At 27.8% G+C, this 21,142-nt stretch carries 16 protein-coding genes; 15 read left to right on the forward strand and 1 reads right to left on the reverse strand.

The genetic code is table 11. The annotated features are described in order from the left end of the window. Positions 1 to 5 precede the first annotated feature (5 nt). The 6 genes from CP965_RS02965 to CP965_RS02990 all read left to right on the forward strand — a co-directional run bounded on the left by CP965_RS02965 (position 6) and on the right by CP965_RS02990 (position 9,473). The gene (locus tag CP965_RS02965) at positions 6 to 2,525 is read left to right on the forward strand and encodes an aldolase/citrate lyase family protein (RefSeq protein WP_129060566.1); all 2,520 of its coding nucleotides are present in this window, start codon (positions 6 to 8) and stop codon (positions 2,523 to 2,525) included. A gap of 10 nt (positions 2,526 to 2,535) precedes the next feature. Beyond that, a complete protein-coding gene (locus CP965_RS02970; RefSeq protein ID WP_228712660.1) occupies positions 2,536 to 3,597 on the forward strand; it encodes a MaoC family dehydratase in 1,062 nt (353 codons plus the stop codon). 147 nt (positions 3,598 to 3,744) lie between these two features. After that, positions 3,745 to 4,728 carry an HpcH/HpaI aldolase/citrate lyase family protein gene (locus tag CP965_RS02975; protein ID WP_129060567.1) on the forward strand — a complete coding sequence of 328 codons (984 nt, stop codon included), beginning with the start codon at positions 3,745 to 3,747 and terminating at the stop codon, positions 4,726 to 4,728. 255 nt (positions 4,729 to 4,983) lie between these two features. Beyond that, positions 4,984 to 5,826 (forward strand): DUF5718 family protein, encoded by an 843-nt coding sequence (locus CP965_RS02980; RefSeq protein ID WP_129060568.1) that lies wholly within the window; start codon positions 4,984 to 4,986, stop codon positions 5,824 to 5,826. A 164-nt stretch (positions 5,827 to 5,990) separates the two neighbouring features. Next, a complete protein-coding gene (locus CP965_RS02985) occupies positions 5,991 to 8,273 on the forward strand; it encodes a methyl-accepting chemotaxis protein (protein WP_129060569.1) in 2,283 nt (760 codons plus the stop codon). Between the two features lie 150 nt (positions 8,274 to 8,423). Further along, on the forward strand, positions 8,424 to 9,473 hold the full coding sequence (locus tag CP965_RS02990) for an NAD(P)-dependent alcohol dehydrogenase (RefSeq protein ID WP_129060570.1): 1,050 nt from the start codon (positions 8,424 to 8,426) through the stop codon (positions 9,471 to 9,473). 25 nt (positions 9,474 to 9,498) lie between these two features. Here the strand turns inward: CP965_RS02990 and CP965_RS02995 are convergent, their stop codons facing one another. Further along, positions 9,499 to 10,062, reverse strand: coding sequence for a flavin reductase family protein (locus CP965_RS02995; protein ID WP_129060571.1), 564 nt, complete (start codon positions 10,060 to 10,062; stop codon positions 9,499 to 9,501). A 119-nt stretch (positions 10,063 to 10,181) separates the two neighbouring features. Between CP965_RS02995 and CP965_RS03000 the strand changes: the two genes are divergently transcribed. From CP965_RS03000 to CP965_RS03040, 9 genes are all read left to right on the forward strand, one after another. Next, the gene (locus tag CP965_RS03000) at positions 10,182 to 11,477 is read left to right on the forward strand and encodes a M20/M25/M40 family metallo-hydrolase (protein WP_129060572.1); all 1,296 of its coding nucleotides are present in this window, start codon (positions 10,182 to 10,184) and stop codon (positions 11,475 to 11,477) included. Between the two features lies 1 nt (position 11,478). After that, positions 11,479 to 12,555: an MlaE family ABC transporter permease gene (locus CP965_RS03005; RefSeq protein ID WP_129060573.1), complete on the forward strand. Its 1,077-nt coding sequence runs from the start codon at positions 11,479 to 11,481 to the stop codon at positions 12,553 to 12,555. 1 nt (position 12,556) lies between these two features. After that, a complete protein-coding gene (locus tag CP965_RS03010; RefSeq protein WP_129060574.1) occupies positions 12,557 to 13,303 on the forward strand; it encodes an ABC transporter ATP-binding protein in 747 nt (248 codons plus the stop codon). After that, positions 13,293 to 14,225 (forward strand): MlaD family protein, encoded by a 933-nt coding sequence (locus tag CP965_RS03015; RefSeq protein ID WP_129060575.1) that lies wholly within the window; start codon positions 13,293 to 13,295, stop codon positions 14,223 to 14,225. Before CP965_RS03010 ends, CP965_RS03015 begins: the two co-directional genes overlap by 11 nt. Then, positions 14,212 to 14,829, forward strand: a complete 618-nt coding sequence (locus CP965_RS03020) for an ABC-type transport auxiliary lipoprotein family protein (RefSeq protein WP_164970982.1) — start codon at positions 14,212 to 14,214, stop codon at positions 14,827 to 14,829. The genes CP965_RS03015 and CP965_RS03020 overlap by 14 nt, the downstream gene beginning before the upstream one ends. 54 nt (positions 14,830 to 14,883) lie before the next feature. Next, positions 14,884 to 16,794, forward strand: coding sequence for a sensor histidine kinase (locus CP965_RS03025; RefSeq protein WP_129060577.1), 1,911 nt, complete (start codon positions 14,884 to 14,886; stop codon positions 16,792 to 16,794). A 118-nt stretch (positions 16,795 to 16,912) separates the two neighbouring features. After that, complete coding sequence (locus tag CP965_RS03030; RefSeq protein WP_129060578.1) at positions 16,913 to 18,409, forward strand: fumarate hydratase; 1,497 nt, start codon at positions 16,913 to 16,915, stop codon at positions 18,407 to 18,409. A 138-nt stretch (positions 18,410 to 18,547) separates the two neighbouring features. Next, on the forward strand, positions 18,548 to 19,945 hold the full coding sequence (gene fumC, locus CP965_RS03035) for a class II fumarate hydratase (protein ID WP_129060579.1): 1,398 nt from the start codon (positions 18,548 to 18,550) through the stop codon (positions 19,943 to 19,945). A 90-nt stretch (positions 19,946 to 20,035) separates the two neighbouring features. Continuing rightward, the gene (locus CP965_RS03040) at positions 20,036 to 21,091 is read left to right on the forward strand and encodes a GIY-YIG nuclease family protein (RefSeq protein WP_129060580.1); all 1,056 of its coding nucleotides are present in this window, start codon (positions 20,036 to 20,038) and stop codon (positions 21,089 to 21,091) included. Positions 21,092 to 21,142 lie beyond the last annotated feature (51 nt).

Raw genomic sequence — 21,142 nt, forward strand, 5'->3', positions numbered from 1 at the left:
TAAATATGAGTTCAACTATTGAAATCGAAGTACCAGAATTTTTAAATATTGGTGTTGCTTGTACATCTGCACATCTTGGTACAAAAAAAGAAAACAATACTGCAATGATTATTGAAGATGATAAATTAGGAACTGATGAAATAACTTATAAAGATTTAGCTGAAAAATCTGACCAAGTTTGTAACTTCCTTACATCTATAGGAATTGGAGCTAGAGATAGAGTTTTAGTTTGTCTAAAAAATTCTTTAGCTTATCCAATTTCATTTTTTGGAAGTATTAAAGCAGGAATTATTGCTGTACCAACATCAACACTTTTAAGTGGTTCTGAAGTTAAATATTTAGCAGAAGACTCACAAGCAAGTGCAATTGTATTATCAGCTTCTATGTATGAAAACTTAGTTCCATACTTAGAAAATCTTGATAACTTAAAAACAATTATTGTTGCAGCAACAGATAGTGTTGAAAATTTAAATAAACCTAAAGGTATTAAAGTTTATGCCTTAAATGATATCTTGAAAAATACAGATAAAACACCTAATCATTATAATTCAAAAGCTGGTGAACCTGCATACTTAGTATATACATCAGGAACAACTGGTTTCCCTAAAGGTGTTTTACATTCTCATAGATCATTAGTTGGAAGAACTCCTGCTACTGAATATTGGTTTAATTTTAAAGAGAATGATAGAATCATGCACTCTGGTAAGTTTAACTGGACATATGTATTAGGTTCTGCATTAATGGATCCATTATTTAATGGACATACTGTAATTGCATATGAAGGTGCAAATGATGCTTCTACATGGATTGATTTGATTAAAAAACATAAATGTACAATTTTTATTGGTGTACCAACAATTTATAGACAAATTATCCAAAAAACAGATTTCACAATTGAGAATTGCCCTAGCTTAAGATATTGTATGTCTGCTGGGGAGCACTTATCAACTGAAATGATTGAATTATGGAGAGAAAGATTTAAACAAGATATCTTTGAAGCAATTGGTATGTCTGAGTGTTCATACTACATTTCACACTCTGTTAATAATCCAATTAGACCAGGAAGTGCTGGTTTTGTTCAGCCAGGGCATACTGTTAAATTATTAAATCCTGAAACACTTGAAGAAGTTGGTGTTGAAGAAGAAGGTATGATTTGTATTGGAATTGATGACCCAGGTTTATTTTTAGAATACTGGCAACTTGAAGATGAAACAGCAAAAGCTAAACATGATGGATACTTCTTTACAGGAGATTATGCAAAAAAAGATAAAGATGGATACATCTGGTTTATTGGTAGAAAAGATGATATTATCAATACTTTTGGATTTAGAGTATCACCACATGAAGTTGAAAGGGTTGTAAAAACTCATCCTTTAGTAGCAGATTGTGTAGCATTTGGTTTTGAACTTGCAAAAGATAAAACTTTAGTAGCTATTGCTGTAATTGGACATGAAGAATTAAATGAAGAACAACAAGAAGAAGTATTAAAATATTCTCAAGATAATCTTGCAAAATATAAAGCACCAAAGAAAATTTTTGCAATGAAAGATTATCCAAGAACTAAAAATGGTAAAGTTCTTAGAAAACAACTTGTAAAAAATATTCATGAAGAAGAGCTTGCACACTCAAAAGGTGAAGAAGTAATAGAATATAAAGCTAGAAGATCTATGTTATTCGTACCGTCATACAATAAACATAATGTAGAAAAAGCTAAATCTGTACTTGCTGACACTGTGATATTTGACCTAGAAGCTATTTTGCATGAGCAAAGAGAAGTTGGAAGAGAAGTTGTAAAAGATGTGTATAAAAACCAAGGTTGTAAGTTTGGTGAATCTGAAAGAATATTAAGAATCAACAATTTAGGGAGTGAAGACTTACAAAAAGATATTGAGTTAGCAAAAGAGATTGAACTTGATGGTTTATTATTTTCTAAAATTGACTCAAAAGAAGATGTTCTAGAAGCAGCAAGAATTATTGATGAAGTTAATCCTGAGCTAACATTAATGATTATGATTGAAACTCCAATGTCAGTATTAAATATTCAAGAAATTTGTGCTGCCAGTGATAGACTTGAAGTTGTAGTAGTTGGTTCAAATAAATTAGCAAATAGACTTCAAATTGATATTAAAAAAGGTTCTAAAGCAATGTTTAATTACCTATCACAAGTTGCACTTGCTGCTAAAGCATATGGTAAAACTGTTATTGATGGACCACATTTTGATGTTCATGATGAGTTTGCTTGCGAAGATTCAACTAAAGATGCATTTAATTTAGGTTTTGATGGTAAATCACTGATTCATCCTGTTCAAATTGAGTATATCAATGATATCTTTACGCCAAAACAAGCTGAAGTTTTAGAGTATGAAGAGATGATTAACTCTTATGAAGAAGCTAAAAAGCAAGGAAAAGAAGTAATTATGCACAACAATAAACTTGTTGATGGTTCAAGAATCAAATGGGCTAAAAAAATGATTACTCTTTATGAAACATACAAATCATTAGGTCAAAACCTATTTGATAAATAAGGAGAGAGACGTGTCTAATAAGATAAATATGGGAAACTTTTTTGAAGATTTTTCAATAGGACAAAAAATAGTACACCCTCTTCCTAGAACAATCACTGATGGTGATGTATCTTTATACATCGCTTTCACTGGTTCTAGATTTTCTTTACACTCATCTGATGTAGTAGCAAAAGAAATGGGTTATGAGAAAAGACCAATTGATGATGTACTAATGTTCCACTTAACTTTTGGAAAGTCAGTACAAGATATTTCATTAAATGCCATTGCTAACTTAGGTTATGCAGAGATTTCATTCCCAAATCCAGTTTATATTGGAGATACAGTTTCTATGACTTCAACTGTGATTGGATTAAAAGAGAATTCAAATGGTAAATCTGGAGTTGTTTATGTTCACTCTATTGGTGTAAACCAAAAAAATGAAGAAGTACTTAACTTCAAAAGATGGGTTATGGTTCATAAAAAAGATAAGACTACAACTACAGGTATCAAAGAGATCCCAGAGTTTAAAGAATCAACTCCAATTTTAGATGAGATTAATATTCCTCAAATCAAATGTGTTGATACTAATGCTTCTGGTGGAAGCTTCTTTTTTGAAGATTATGAAAAAGGTGAAAGACTAAATCACCCAGAGGGTATTACAGTTGATAATAGTGACCATACTTTAGCAACTAAGTTATACCAAAACAATGCGAAGGTTCATTTCAATGACCATATGATGAAATCTACTCCTATGAAAGAGAGATTAATGTATGGTGGAATTGTTATCTCTATGGCAAGAGCAATTTCATTTAATGGCTTACAAAATGCACAATGGATGTATGCTATTAATAGTGGAGCTCATGCTAACCCAACATATGCAGGAGATACTATCTATGCATACACAGAAGTGATTGATACTATTGATCATAAAAGAGATGATATTGGTTTATTAAGATTAAGAACAGTTGCTGTTAAAAATCAAAAACCCCAAGAGATTGAAACACCAAAAGGTGAAGATGGTAAGTACTTAAAAAATGTAGTACTTGATTTAGATTACACTGTTGTAATCCCAAAGAAAAAAACAAAAAAATAAGTTAATTAGAATTGTTGAGACAACTCGTTGTCTCCTTTAGAGTTTTGCTTCTTTTAACGGGAATTTATTTCCCGTGTTAAAAAGAAGACAAAGAATAAAAGGTCCCATTTTTAAATTGAGGGACGAAATTAAAAAAAGGAATTTATTATGACACACCCTAATGAAGCACTATTTGAATCTGGAAAATCTTTACCGATTATTCCTACTTGTGAGCACTTTGCAGGAAGCGAAAAGCTAATCAAAAAAGGTTTTGAGATGCAAAGAAAACTTGGACCTGTTTTTGATATCACTTGTGATTGTGAAGATGGAGCTGAGACTGGTAAAGAAGTTGAACATGCAGAAATGATTGTTAGAGTTGTAAATTCAGAAGATAATCCATATGCAATGGCAGGTACACGAATCCATGATTTCTCTCATCCAGATTGGAGACAAGATGTTGATATTTTAGTACCAGGAGCTGGTGAAAAATTAGCATATATTACATTACCAAAATCTACTTCTTATGAAGATGTAAAAACTCAAGTTGAATATGTTCAAAAAGTGGCAAAAGAAGCTGGTATTTCAAGAGAAATTCCAATTCATATCTTAATTGAGACTCATGGTGCATTACAAGATGTTGAAAAAATCGCTACATTACCATGGTTACAAGTATTAGATTTTGGTTTAATGGACTTTGTATCAGGATACCAAGGTGCTATTCCTGCAATTAATATGAGAAGTCCAGGTCAATTTGACCATAGATTAATTGCAGCTGCTAAAGCAAAAGTTGCACAAGCTGCTATTCAAAATCATGTTATTCCTGCACACAATGTAACATTAGACCTTAAAAATCCATACCAAACTTATAAAGACGCCCAAAGAGCTAGAAATGAGTTTGGATTTATGAGAATGTGGTCAATTTACCCAACACAAGTACAAGCTATTGTTGATGCAATGAAACCAGACTTTACTGAGTTAGAAGCTGCACAAAATATTTTATTAGCTGCACAAGATGCTGAGTGGGGACCAATTCAATATGATGGTGAGTTACACGATAGAGCAACTTATAGATATTTCTGGGAACTAGTTCAAAGAGCAAAATTCTCTGGTGCTAAATTATTAGATGATGTTGAAAAAAGATTTTTTGCATAATTTAAAGATAAATAGTATAAAATGCCATTAAATTTTAGATAAGAGACTTTTCTCTTATCTAACTTAAATAAAAAAAGGATAAAAAATGAAACTCTTAGCCATAGTCAAGGTCAGAAATTCAAGTGAGATTAGATTTACTCCCAGGTAGAACATTAGACAATATAACTACTTAGTAAAACTTCTCAAAACTCTCACTTTAAACAATCACCCAAAATAAAAAACTTATTGTCAACATAAAACAAAAGAGGTAAAAAAATGAATAGATATCATTTAAATATTGAAGAATTAAAAGATTATTTAGGTTTTGGTGTTGCAGGAAACTTTGCAAATCATTTAGGTGAAGCAGGAGAAGCTGACGAATTTTCTGTTATAAAAACAGAAGAAAAAGATGCTCCAAAAGGACTTTTCCCTTTTTATATTCCAAATCATAACAGTTTTTTAGGTAACTTTCCTATTAGTTCAGATAAAGTAAATCATAACAATATAGAACATCTTCAAGTTGAAGCTGAAGTTGCCCTACTTTGTGATTTTGTATATGAAAATGATAAATTAATAGATATTATTCCTAAATATTTTGGAGCATTTAATGACTGTTCAAATCGAATTCAAGATGGAAATAAATTAAGTACTAAAAAAAACTGGGGAGAGAACTCAAAAGGAATTTCAAATGATTTAATAAAAATTGATTCTTTTGAAGAAGATGGAATTTTAAATAAATATCATATTGCTTCTTTCATTAGAAGAAATGGAATTTTAAAAGATTATGGAACAGTTAGTGCAGTAAGATCATACTCTTACTTTTTTAAACAATTAAAAGATTGGATGATTGATAAATTTAATACCCAAGAAGATATGGGACCATTAGAAGAACTTAAACCTTTTATAAAATATATGAATAAGTATAAAGGTCTTTTAATAGCTGCAGGAGCAACTGCTTATACTGATTTTGGGAAAACTCATTTTTTAGAAAAAGGTGATGAAATTTTTGTTTATGTTTATGATGCACACTTTCATTCTTTTGAAGATATAATGCAAGATATGTCAGGAATGGATTTACATCTTTCTAAATGTAGTAAATTACATCAAATCGTAGAATAAAATCACAGTAAAAACTGTGATTTTAATATTTACAATCATTTTTATAGAATAAGTTAATCTTATAATTTTTTTTCATAATTTGGATACTTTTTAAATATAATTGCTACTGTTTTGATACTTTTCTTTGCTATAATTAGAGTATAAATACATTTAGGAGTAAACAAATGTTAAAAAGTAATAAAATGAGTTTTGGAAATAAACTTCTATTTTCAATCATTGGTACAACTTTAATTGTCTTTAGTTTAACTATATTCTTTGTTACTAAATATTCTTATGAAGCAACACAAACAAGTGCGCAACAGTATATACAAGAATTATCCAATAGTTATGCTTCAAAGGTACAAGGGGAAGTAAATCTTTCAGTAAAACTGCTAAAAGCTTTAAAAACAAAGTTCCAAGAAGCAATAAATCATGACACTATTCTTAATAAAAAAGAAGTAATTGCCATGTTAAGTACAATATTAGAAGATAATTCTCAACTAATAGGTATTTGGTGGGGGATGAAAGATAAGACTCTACTTTTTGAACCTAGAGATATTGCTGAAAACTCTCCTAAATCATGGTATACAGAAGATAATGAATTTTCTCCTTATATTACAAGGGGAGAAGGTGGAAAAGTAATATTACAAAGTTCTTCTACTTATAATGAAGAAAATGCTTGGGTAAAAGGTCCTAAAGAAAGTGGAAAACTTTTTATAACAAAACCTTATTTATATCCTGTAAATGGAAAAGATGTTTTAATGAGTACAGTAGCTATTCCTTTATATAAAAATGGCACTTATGTTGGTGTTATGGGTATAGATATATCCCTTGATACTTTTGTAAAAATGTCATCATCAAAAAAAGTATATGATACAGGTTATACATTTTTATTAGATTACTATGGAATGGTATTAGGTCATCCAAATAAAGACTATTTAGGTAAAAAAATTCTAGATTTCTCAAAAAATGATAAGGATTTTACAAAAATAGTAAATGATAGTAAAAAAGGATTAGATTACTCATTTATAAAAGAATCATTAGATACTGATATAAAATCTTATTATTATGCAAAACCTTTTGAAATAGGTAGCACAGGTAAATTTTGGACTTTTGTAGTATTAGCTCCTGTTGAAGAATATTTATCATTAGCAAACTATATTAGAGACTTTTCTATTGTTGGTTCACTTTTCGGTATTTTAATTATTGCTTTAGTAATTTACGTAAGTATTAGAAAGTTAAAAATAAATTTAGATTTAATTAGTTCAGGACTAAGTTCTTTCTTTAAATATTTAAATAAAGAAGACAAAGATACAAAAGAAATAGCTCTATTTTCAGATGATGAATTTGGAAAAATGGCAAAAGATATTAATAGTAATATTGAAAAAATCAAAGTAGGTATAGAAGAAGACAATAAACTAATTAACAATGTTAAAACTATTGTAAATAGAGTTTCAGATGGATACTTAGATAAAAAAATAGATGCATCCACTTCAAATGATTCTTTAAATGAATTGAAAAACTTATTAAATGATATGCTTTCAAATCTAGAAGAACTTATTGGAAAAGATTTAAATAAAATAAGTGATATTCTTGCAAAATATACACAAAGAGATTTTACTGCTAAACTTGAAATTGAAACATCAGGGAAAATAGGAAAAGAGCTTATTGAAATGAATAGAATGATGACTAGTATGCTTCAAGATAATCAAGAAGATGGTTTGTCATTACAAAAAAGTTCTAACGAACTTACATCAAATGTTCAAACATTAAGTAGTAATGCCACTTCACAAGCAGCAAGTTTAGAGCAAACAGCTGCCTCAATTGATGAAATTACTAGTAATATTGAAAGTACAAGCCAAAAAGCACAAGAAATGTTAAGTATTTCAAATGAAACAAAAACTTCTGCAAACCAAGGTAAAGAATTAGCAACGAATACAGTACAATCAATGGATGAAATAAATGAAACGGTAATGACTATTAATGAAGCTATCACAGTAATTGACCAAATAGCATTTCAAACAAATATTCTATCACTAAATGCAGCAGTAGAAGCAGCAACAGCTGGAGAAGCTGGAAAAGGTTTTGCAGTTGTAGCACAAGAAGTTAGAAATCTAGCATCAAGATCAGCTGAAGCAGCAAAAGAAATTAAAGATTTAGTTGAAAATGCAACAGCAAGGGCAAATAATGGTAAATCAATAAGTAGTAAAATGATTGAAGGATTTAACCAATTAGAAGAAAAGATTGCAAAAACAAATAGTTTAATAGATGATGTTTCAAATGCAGCAAAAGAACAATCAATTGGAATGACACAAATTGCTGATGCTATGGGACAATTAGACCAGTTTACTCAAGAAAATGCATCAATTGCCGATAAAACAAATGGCATTGCAAGACATACAAATAGTATTGCAAATGATGTAGTAAATAATGTTAATAAAAATAAATTTGAAGGTAAAGAACTTTAGTTAGAGTTTATACTCTAACTAAATTAAAAACTTTTTTTCTCTCTGATCTTCGAACTTTCTTTAAATAATAGTATTCTTTTTTAGATTTTATATTGACATAAACTTATTTTAAATATATAATCCTTTTAAATATTTTTTTAAGGAGTTACTATGAAGGGTTTTGCAATGATGAGTATAGGACAAGTTGGATGGGTAGATAAAGAACGTCCAAATTGTGGTCCAATGGATGCAATATGTCGTCCGATTGCTTTAGCTCCATGCACATCTGATGTTCATACTGTATGGGCAGGAGCACTAGGAGATAGACATGAACTAATTTTAGGTCATGAATCTGTAGGAGAAATTGTAGAAGTTGGTTCTTTAGTAAAAGATTTTAAAGTTGGAGATAAGGTTTTAATTCCAGCAATTACACCAGATTGGAACTCATTAGCAGCCCAAGGTGGATATTCTATGCACTCAGGAGGTTTACTTTCTGGTTGGAAATTTTCAAATTTTAAAGATGGAGTTTTTGCTGAGTTCTTCCATGTAAATGATGCAGATGGTAATCTTGCTTTATTACCTCAAGGAATGGATTTAGCAAGTGCTTGTATGCTTGCAGATATGGTTCCAACAGGCGTTCATGGAGTTGAACTTGCTGATATCCAATTTGGAGACAAAGTTGTGGTCATTGGTATTGGACCTGTAGGACTAATGGCTGTTGCAGCAGCTTCAATTAGAGGAGCTTCTGAAATATATGCTGTTGGGTCAAGACCAAATTGTGTTGCCTTAGCTAAAGAATTTGGAGCAAGTGAAATTATAAATTATCATGATGGAGATATTGCTGAACAAATTTTAGAAAAAGTTGGATTAGTAGATAGAGTAATTATTGCAGGAGGAACAGTTGATACTTTTGCTCAAGCAATTAAAATATTAAAACCTGGTGGAAAAATTGGAAATGTAAACTATCTTGGAAAAGGAGACTCTGTAAATATTCCTAGAGTTGAATGGGGATTTGGAATGAGTCATAAATCAATAGTTGGTGGTTTAATGCCAGGAGGTAGACTTAGAATGGAGAAATTAGCTTCATTAGTAACTTCAGGAAGATTGAACCCAGGAAAACTAGTAACACATACTTTTAAAGGTTTAGAAAGTGTAGAAGAAGCACTTTTATTAATGAAAGATAAACCAAAAGATTTAATAAAACCTTTAATTCTTTTATAAAATATATTTGTAGAAGTTTTTACTTCTACAAATCAACCATAGCTTTAAAAAAAGCTCCACTTCTTCCTACATTTTCCACATGAACATGAAATCTTTCATCTAATCTTCCATCTTCTATATATTGTTTTTTTACTTCAAGTATTATTGGTGTTGTCTTCCCAGGAATATCAACTTTTTGGTAAAACTCACAAAAAAGTGCTGTTTGAGTTGAACTTATCATAGGGGGAAAGTCATTAAGTGGTCTTTCTACTTCAATTTCATACTTTTGCACTTCACTATCTTCTTTATCTAAATTATTAGCACAAAGCTTTACTTGCTCTGTATTTTCTTTATTTACAAAACATATAGTTGCTTTTTTATGTTTTAAAATATTATGTAAACTATCTTTGGGTACACCTTTTTCCTTTTCTCCAATTGATACAATTACTACAGCAGGATTACTTGAAAGAGGAACAAAATAAGAAAATGGTGCAGCATTTATTACTCCATCATCTTCTGTAACAATCCAAGCAATAGGTCTTGGAACAACAGTATCTGACATAATTTTATATCGATTTAAGTCATTTACTTCTTTATAGTCAATAATCATCTAAATTCCCTTATTTTAAATAAATTTTATAATAATAAAAACTCTTTATAAATAGCTTAAAACTGTAGTTTCTATTTTAAAAACAATTTGATATAATCTTAGCAAAAAAGGTATTATAAGTGAAAGATGTAATAGAAATCTTTAAAGAACTTACAAACTTAAATAGATGTAGTGGAAACTATAATGATTTTATAAACTATATAAAAGAGTTTGCAAACAAGTATAATTATGAATGCTTAATAGATAATTACAATAATATTTTATGTAAAAAAATAGATTCAAAAGCAATATTATGTATTCAAAACCATTATGATATTGTTTGTTTAATTGACAATTGTATTCCAAAAATTATTGAAGAAAATGGATTTTTTAAAGCAGAGAATTCTACTCTTGGAGCAGATAATGGAATTGGATGTTCTTATATGTTAAACCTTATGTCACAAGATTATGATTGTGAATTTTTATTTACAAGTGATGAAGAAATTGGACTTATTGGAGCTAACAATTTAGAGCATAAACTAAATGCAAAATATATGTTAAATATTGATAGTGAAGAAGAAGGTGAAATCTGTATTGGGTGTGCAGGGGGAGTTGATATTTTTGGAAAAACCTTTAATAAAGAAATTATAAAAAATAGTGATAATTATGAGCTATATGAAATAAAAATTTCAAATTTACCAGGAGGTCATAGTGGAGTTAATATTCAAGAAAATAGACCAAATGCAATTAAACTGTTTGGAAAACTTGTAAAGGAAAATAGTGGTTTATTGTTAGACATAAATGCAGGAGAAAGAATAAATTCAATCCCTGTAAATGTAAAAGCAATAGTAGCCTTTAAATCTTATCCAAAAAATTTCAATGAAGATTTTGTGTGTATAGAGAAAATAGATACTAAAAGCGAACATCTTACTGTTTGGAATAGTGATATTACTAATTTCATTTATACATTTGCCAATGGAGTAAGAGCTTATGATGAAAATTTAAATGTAGTTTTAGACTCTATTAATTTAGCAAAAATCACTACAAATATTGACTGTATTGACATTGAATTAAGTGCAAGATCAATGGACAATGAAAATTTAGAAACAATCAAAAAAGAAACAAGTGCTCTACTTGAAACTTTTGGGTTTGAAGTCACTACAGCAGGAAAATATCCAGCGTGGAAACCTGATGTAAATGAATTTACAAATGAGGTTTTAAATATTTATAAAACTTATGATTCTTCTGCTTCATTAGAAGCAATTCATGCAGGTTTAGAATGTGCTATTTTTAAAGATAAATTTCCCCATATGAAATTAGCTTCTATTGGTCCAAATATTTTTAATCCCCATTCAAATAAAGAATCAGTTGAAATAAATTCTATTGAAAAGGTTTATAAAATAGTAAAAGAAATAGTTGATAAATTTAGACCTTAATATGAAAACTTTTTACATAAACAATAATTGGGAATATCATAGTTTAGAAGAAAAAATAAAAGAATTAGAAAAGTTTTTTTTCTCTTTAAATAAGGAAGAAGTTACTTTTGATTTTTCTTCTTTAAAAAATATTGATTCTTCAGGAATAATACTTTTAATAAAATATATAAAACTTATAGAAAAAACATCAAAAGTAAATTTGAAAAATATTTCAAAAAAACATGAAAAAATGCTTAATTTATACTCTTCAAACTATACACATGAAGAAAGTACAAAAGAGTATAAAAGTAATTTTATTGAAAACATAGGTAAAGAAGCAATTTCTAATAAAAATAGTTTTCTTGACTTTATGTCTTTTATTGGAAGAGTTTTTACTTTTTTTATATATTTAGTTTTCAATCCATCAAAATATAGATTTAAAGCAACTATTAATCAAATGGAAATTGCAGCTATTCATATTTTACCTATTATTGCCCTTGCTCTTTTTCTTGTAGGTTTTGTAACTGCTTACCAAGGAGCTGACCAATTAAATAGATTTGGAGCAGCAATTATTGTAATTGAAATGTCTACCATGTCAATGTTTAGAGAAATTGCACCTTTTTTAGCAGCAATTATTGTTGCAGGAAGAAGTGCTTCTTCTTATACTGCACAAATTGGAACTATGAAAATAACAGAAGAAATAAGTGCAATGAAGACAATGGGTTTTGATCCTGATATTTTTTTAGTGATTCCTAGAATTGTAGCTTTAGTAATAGTTATGCCTTTATTAGTTTTCTTTGCAGATATTTCTTCACTTTTAGGAGAAATGGTAATTACAAAGATACACTTAGGTGTTTCATACACCCAATTTATTGATAGAATTTATGAATACGTTGAAGTTAGACATATTTTATTAGGTCTTTTTAAAGCTCCATTATTTGGTCTTTTAATAGCTCTAATAGGATGTTATAGAGGTTTTCAAGTAAAAAGTGGAACAGATATAGGGAAATATACAACAAAAGCAGTTGTTGATTCTATCTTTTGGTTGATTATTATTAATGCTTTAATTTCATTATTATCAATTGAGTTAGGATTTTAAAATGATAAAAGTAAAAAATCTTTCTACTTCTTTTAATGATAAAATGGTACATGATAATATCAGCTTAGAAATAAACAAAGGTGAAATTTATGGTATTTTGGGAGGTAGTGGAAGTGGGAAAACTACTCTACTTCGCCAAATCATAATGTTAGATAAAATACAAAAAGGTGAAATAACTATTTTAGAACAAAATATCAATAAATTAAAAATAAAACAAAGAGAGTTTATAAAAAGAAACTGGGGTGTTTTATTCCAATTTGGTGCCTTATTCTCTTCTTTAAATGTTGTAGAAAATGTTGGTATTATGTTAAAAGAGTATACGAAGCTACCAAAAGATTTAATTAATGATATTGCATATACAAAATTAAAAATGGTAGGACTAGATTTAAAAGTAGGAAAACTTTATCCCGAAGAACTAAGTGGAGGAATGAAAAAAAGAGTTGCACTTGCAAGAGCTTTAGCTTTAGATCCACAAATACTTTTTTTAGATGAACCTACTTCAGGATTAGATCCAGCTAGTGCAAAAGCCTTTGATGATTTAATTTTAGATTTAAGAGAAATGCTAGATTTAACTGTTGTAATTATTACCCATGAATTAAATACTATTAGAAATGTACTAGATAGATTTTCTATTATTTCAAATACAAAAATAGCTTTTTCAGGAACCTATGAAGAGGCATTAAATCTAAATAACGATACAATTAACAAGTTTTTAAAACTTTCAAAGGATAAAACTCTTGGAAAATAAAGCTAGATATACAGTTGTTGGGCTATTCTTAATTATTTTTGCAAGTGCTATGATTGCATTTGTTATTTGGTTAGCAAGATATGACATTGATAAAATCAATGCAAAAGAGTTTAGACTTTATAGTAAAAACTCCATTTCAGGTTTAACAGAAAACTCAATTGTTATTTATAAGGGCTTAGATATAGGAACTATTGAAAAAATAAGAATAAATTCCCAAGACCTAGAAGAGATTGAAATTATACTAAAAATCACAAACCCAAATATTATAAAAGAAAATAGTTATGCAATAATTCAATCACAAGGTGTAACAGGAAATAAAATTGTTGAAATAGATGGAGGTACGCAACAAGCAAAACCACTATTTAAAGACAATAAAAAATTTGCAATAATTCCTTTAAAAAAATCTTTCATTGAAAAGTTAACAACAAATGCTGATAGTATTGGTATAAAATTAGAATCAGTACTAAAAAGTTTTGAAAAAATGTTAAATGATAAAAATCTAAAAAACATTGAAAATATTTTAAATAATACAAATAAAGCTTCAAAAAACTTTGATACTACAATTACAAAGATTAATACTCTTGTAGATAGCTCATTATCAAATACTTTAGAAAAAATTGAAAAGCTAACAGAAAATATAGACCATATGGTAGAAAATGATGTGGAAAATACTTTAAATAATTTTAATAGCTTAAGCATTGAAGCAAAAAAAGTTATTGAAAGTGATATTAGATTATTAATTTCTGATTTAAGAGATACTACGAACTCTACTCAAAATCTAGATGTGATTTTAAATAAAGTAGAAAATACACTAGAAAAGATTGACTCAACAGTAGATGAATTTAATCAAAATGGAGGGAATATGATTTTTAATACTAGAGCATTAGAATATGGACCAGGAGAGAAGAATGAACTTCCTTAGAATTTTAACTTTAGTAATATTTTTATTTTTATTTTCAGGATGCTTTAGTTTAACAAAAGAACTCCCTCCTCAAAAAACATATACTATAGGATTAAATAATAAAGAAATTAAAAAATCAAAACTAAACACAAAAAAAAGTCTTAAAGTATATGAACCAAAAGTAATTAATAGTTTAAATACAAAAGCAATGAATTATATAAAAGACAATATTTATAAATCATCATATGTTCTAAGTAAATGGAGTGATGAACCTTCAAGAATGATTCAACAGCTAATAAGTAGTTATTTAAATAAAACTCAAATATTTGAATATGTAAGTAGCTCAGATTTAAGACTAAAAAGTGATTACAAACTTTTAAGTGAACTTATAAGCTTTGAACATATCTATATAAAAAACAACTCCTTTGCAAGTTTAGAAATACGAGTTTTTTTAATTGATAATAAATCAAAAAAGACATATTTTCAAACTTTTTCATATTTAGAAAAACTTCCTGAGAATACCACAAAAGAGTATGTTGTAACTATGAATTCAATTTCTAAAACCTTTACAGAAGATTTAACATTATTTATTATTAACTCTTTAAATAATCATACTATAAAATAGAATATTCATTTAATTTCTTTACTATTTTAGGATATAATTTAGTAAAGGATAGATATGAATAATAAAAATGAATTAACAATTTTAAATATAATAAAGTACGGTCCTATTGTATTTATAATCTCTTTATCATTAATAATTTTTGTATCTTTATATTTTAATTATAAGAATACTTTCTTGGAAGAAAAGAAATCAATTGAAAAACAATATATAGAAAAAAATAAATTAAATATAAAAGAAAAAATTGAAGCCACATATAGATATATAAAAAATGAACAAAAAACAACAGAAAAAAAGCTTCAAGAAAATCTTAAAGAGAAAGTTTATGAAGCTTATAACATTGCAATGAATATTTATAAAGAGAATAAACACTTAGATAAAATAAGAGTTCAGAAAATGATAACTGATGCATTAAGAACTATTAGATTTAACAATGGTAGAGGATATTTTTTCATATATTCTTTTGATTATGAGTGTATTATGTTACCTTTAGCACCACAATTAGAAGGAACAAACTTTTATAACTTTAAAGAAGGAAAGGGTTTATATCTAACAAGAAATATAATAAAAAGTCTTGAAAATAAAAATGAATCTTTTTTAAAGTGGTGGTATTTTAAACCAAGTGATATGAAAACCCAGTATAAAAAACTAGGCTTTAATAAAAAATTTGAACCTTATAATTGGTATATAGGAACAGGTGAATATATTGATGATTTTAAAAATGATATAAAGAAACAAGTTTTAGACCACCTTCTAAATCATGAGTATACAAAAAAAGGGTATATCTTTATTTTTGATTATGATAAAAATTATTTACTACATAAGGACGCTTCTTTAATTAATAAAAATGCCAAAGACTATAACGATAGAACTAGTTATAAAATTGTTGAAAATTTAATTAGCAAAGCAAGAAAAGAAGACTCTACTTATATAAATTATATTCAAAACAAAAGACCAAAAACTAATAAACCAGCAAAAAAAACTAGCTATATTAAAAATATTCCTAATTGGCAATGGGTTATGGGTATGGGCTTTTATGAAGAAGATGTAAATAAAATAATAGAAAGACAACGAAAAATTCTAGAAAATAGATTTGAAAATGATGTACTAAGACTTTTTATCTTTTCTTCTATTTTCACTATTATTTTATTAATGATTTCAGTAAGAATATCAAAATTCTTAGAAAATAGATTTGATAAATACCAAGAACAAATTAGAAAAAACCTTGAAGAGATTACTCATCAACAAAATATCTTAGCACAACAATCAAAAATGGCAGCAATAGGTACTATGATAGGGAATATTGCCCACCAATGGAGACAACCTCTATCTTTAATTTCAACTGCAGCAACAGGTATAAAACTAAAAAAAGAGATTGGGGAATTAGATGATAAAGAACTTTTTGAAAATTTAGATTATATAAATGACTCTACTCAATACTTATCAAAAACTATTGATGATTTTAGAAACTTTTTTACAAGTAATAAATCAAAAAAAGAGTTTTCTATAAAAGAAGCTTTTGAAAATACTTTTAATCTTATTAATGTTCAATTTAAAAACTATGATATAAAGATAATAAAAGATATAGGAAAAACAGAAATTTATGGAATACAGACAGAATTAGTTCAAGTTTTAATCAATATTTTAAATAATTCAAGGGATGAACTTTTAAAAGAGAAAATAGAAGATAAACTTATTTTCATAAAAACCTACGAAGAAAATAACTTTTTGTTTATAGAAATAAAGGATAATGCAAAAGGCATAAGTAAAGAAGTCTTAGAACATGTCTTTGAACCATATTTTACAACAAAACATCAATCTCAAGGAACAGGTATAGGATTATATATGAGTCAAGAGATTATTGTAAAACATATGAGAGGTCAAATTGAAATGATGAATATAAGTTATACTTATGAAAAGAAGCAATACCTTGGAGCTCAAACAATTATAAAACTACCTCTTAAATAAGTATATGTGAATAAGAGTAACTAAAATATATTAGAAATAAGATTTCTTAAACTAGCACTTCATATCATAAACACTAATTGGATATAATCAAGTTTAAATTTATTCAAAAGGTTATAGAATGGGAAAGATTACTGAAAATGATATTATTAATAGTATTGCAGATGCCTGTCAATACATCTCTTTTTATCATCCAGAAGACTTCGTAAAAGGGATGGTTGAGGCTTATGAAAAAGAGGAGTCTGAATCAGCAAAAAATGCAATAGGTCAAATTTTAATAAACTCTAAAATGTGTGCAATGGGACATAGACCTTTATGTCAAGATACTGGTTCTGTAAATATTTTCATCAAAGTTGGTTTAAAAGCCGATTTAGATATTTCAAAAGACTTAGAAGAACTTTTAAATGCAGGTGTAGCAAAAGGTTATACTGATCCAGATAATACATTAAGATATTCTGTTGTATCTGATCCAGCAGGTGAAAGAAAAAATACAAAAAACAATACTCCAGCAGTAATTCACTACTCAGTAGATGCAAACTCTGATAAACTTGATATTACAGTTGCAGCTAAAGGTGGAGGAAGTGAAAACAAATCTAAATTTGCAGTATTAAATCCATCTGATTCTATTTATGATTGGGTAATGTCAAATGTTGAACAAATGGGTGCAGGATGGTGTCCTCCAGGAATTTTAGGTATTGGTATTGGTGGAAACCCTGAAAAATCAATGCTACTTGCAAAAGAAGCTTTAATGGGACATGTAGATATTCATGAACTTAAAGCAAGAGGTCCTCAAAATGCCCTAGAAGAATTAAGACTCAAATTATATGAAGATATCAATAAAATAGGAATTGGAGCGCAAGGGCTTGGTGGTTTAACAACAGTTCTTGATGTTAAAATTTTAGATTATCCATGTCACGCAGCTTCTTTACCTGTAGCTATGATTCCTAACTGTGCAGCAACAAGACATATTCATTTTGAACTTGATGGAAATGGAGCAGCTAAATTCAACAAACCTGATTTAGATCTTTGGCCAGATATTGAACTTCCAATGGATACAATAAAAAGAGTAAATATTGAAGATTTAACAAAAGAAAATTTATCTCAATTTAAATCTGGTGATACTTTATTGTTATCAGGGAAAATTCTAACAGCAAGGGATGCAGCTCACAAAAAAATTGTTGAGTATAAAAATGCTGGTAAACCACTTCCAAATGGTGTTGACTTAAAAGGTAGATTTATTTATTACGTTGGACCTGTTGATCCAGTAAGAGATGAAAAAGTTGGACCTGCAGGACCAACAACTTCTACAAGAATGGATAAGTTTACTAAAGATATGATGGAAATTGGTATTATGGGGATGATTGGTAAAGCTGAAAGAAAGCAACCAACAATTGATTTAATTAAAGAGTATAAATCAATGTACTTAATTGCAACTGGTGGAGCTGCTTATTTAATTTCACAATCTATTAAAGATGCAAAAGTTCTAGCATTTGAAGAAATGGGAATGGAAGCAATTTATGAATTTGAAGTAAAAGATATGCCTGTAACTGTAGCAGTTGATACAGAAGGTACTTCTATTCATACAACTGGTCCAGCTAAATGGAGAAGTATTAAATAAATACAATAAGAGATTTTTCTCTTATTGTTTCTATATTTCACTCTTCCTTTTTTTCTTCTTATATTTTTGATAATAATTATTGCAATTAAATTTAACTTTGATATAATCTTTTTTTAACAATTTATTAAAGGATAATTTATGAATTATAGAATTGAAAAAGATACTATGGGAGAAATGCAAGTTCCAAATGATAAATATTGGGCAGCTCAAACACAAAGAAGTGTAGAAAACTTTCCAATTGGAAATGAAAAAATGCCTAAAGAAGTTGTAGAAGGATTTGCTTATTTAAAAAAAGCTTGCGCTATTGTTAATAATAAATTAGAAAGATTAGATAATACAAAATGTGATGCAATAAAACAAGCTTGCGATGAAGTAATAGAAGGGAAACTAGAAGGGAATTTTCCTTTAGTAGTTTGGCAAACGGGTTCAGGAACTCAGTCAAATATGAATATGAATGAAGTTGTGGCAAATAGAGCTAGTGAGATTTTAGGGAAAGACTTTAGAAAAGAAAAAGCTGTACATCCAAATGATGATGTAAATAAAGGACAAAGTTCAAATGACACCTACCCTACTGCGATGAGAATTGCATTTGTTCTTGAACTACAAAAGCAATTAATACCTGCAATTAATAAACTAAAAACAACATTTGAAAAGAAAAGTGAAGAGTTTAAAGATATTGTAAAAATTGGAAGAACACATTTACAAGATGCAACGCCACTTACATTAGGTCAAGAATTATCAGCCTATGTTGATATGTTAGATAAAGCTTTATTACAAGTAGATGATAGTATGAAATATTTAGTTGAACTTGCTATTGGAGGAACTGCTGTTGGAACAGGATTGAACTCTCATCCTGATTTTTCACCTATGGTTTGTGAAGTATTAAATGAACAAACAAATACAAAATATAGCTTTAAATCACATCCAAATAAATTCCATGCTTTAACTGCACATGATGGGGAAGTTGTTTTAAGTGGAGCTTTAAATGCTTTAGCTTCAAATCTTATGAAAATAGCAAATGATATTAGATGGTTAGCTTCAGGACCAAGATGTGGAATTGGAGAACTTAATATTCCTGAAAATGAACCAGGAAGCTCAATTATGCCTGGAAAAGTAAATCCTACACAAAGTGAAGCTATGACTATGGTTGCAGTTCAAGTTATGGGGAATCATACAACAGTTTCAGTTGCAGCTAGTCAAGGTAATTTTGAGCTAAATGTATTTAAACCAGTTATTGCTTATAATATTTTACAAGCTATAAAATTATTAAGTGATACAATGCTTGCTTTTAATGATAAATGTGCAGTAGGAATAGAAGCAAACAAAGAAAATATTAATAAATATTTAAATGATTCTTTAATGCTAGTAACAGCACTTAATCCATATATTGGATATGAAAATGCAGCAAAAATTGCAAAAACAGCTCATAAAAATGGAACAACATTAAAAGAAGAAGCTATTAAACTTGGATTATTAAGCGAAGAAGAGTTTGATAAATATGTAAAACCTGAAGAAATGACTTATCCAAAAAAATAATATTTATAAGTACAAAGCTTTAGGCTTTGTACTTTGATATTTTAAATTAATAATTAATACTTTATAATTCCAAGAAAATGCAGATGTCTCTTGGAAAAAACGAATAATTACTTACTAAATATTTTTACAAATAAACTTTACAAATATACAAATAAAACCTATATCAACTTTATAAAAGATATATTAAAAGATGATAATTTAAAAAAGTACGAGATTAAAAATATTTACTTAGATAAATTTAAAAAAAATATAAGTGTTCAAAATGAACTTTTTATTATTTTAGAAAATGGAAGACTTCAATTCTTAAATGAATACAATTTAATAAAATTTGAATATGAGAATAAGTGCAAAGTCAACTCTTTATTAAATATAAATATAAAAAACCAAAAAACCTATGAACTTATAAAAACAATCGAATCCCTACAAAAAGCTTTTTTTATATCTAATGATTTAAAAGATATAAAGTATATAAGCCATGATAAAATCCTTAATACCCATAAAAAACTATTTAATAACTATTTATCAAAGCCATTAATAAGTCTAATTTTAAATAATACAAAATATAAAGACAAAAACAATAATACTTTCAATCTATCCTTTCTAACTCCTAAAAAACATTTCATACAATATATTCAAATAAAATATATAATTAATATTTACCCCTTTGCAACGGATATACTTTTAAAAGAGAAACTAAATAAATTTTTTTCTACAGACATATCAAGTGTACAAATTTCAAAAATAAGAAAAAGGTATTTTATTCCAAATATGTATAAAAGAGTTGATACAAACTATGAAAGATTTGAGTTTTATTTTACTTCAAGAAAAATTCTTTGTAGTGAAAATTTATTAAAATATAAAAATATAGAAGCTGTTTATGAATTAGTAAGTAATCAAGATATTAATTATACCTATAAAAGTTCAACAACTATATACATAGGTTCAACAAAGAATTTATATAAAAGGTTAAACGAATATATAAATAAAAAAGGGCATACTACAAAAATAAAAAATTATTTCAATAATAATAGTATATATTTTAGAATAATAAAAACAAAACAGTTTAGAAACTTAGAGATACTTTTACTCCATGATTTTAAAGAATCTTATGGAGAACTTCCTCTTTTAAATAGTAACAATTCTTAATTATTTTTAAGATTAATCAAAATTACTATTAACTTTAATTATAAGATAAGA

The organism is Halarcobacter mediterraneus (assembly GCF_004116625.1).
Classification (GTDB): Bacteria; Campylobacterota; Campylobacteria; order Campylobacterales; family Arcobacteraceae; genus Halarcobacter; species Halarcobacter mediterraneus.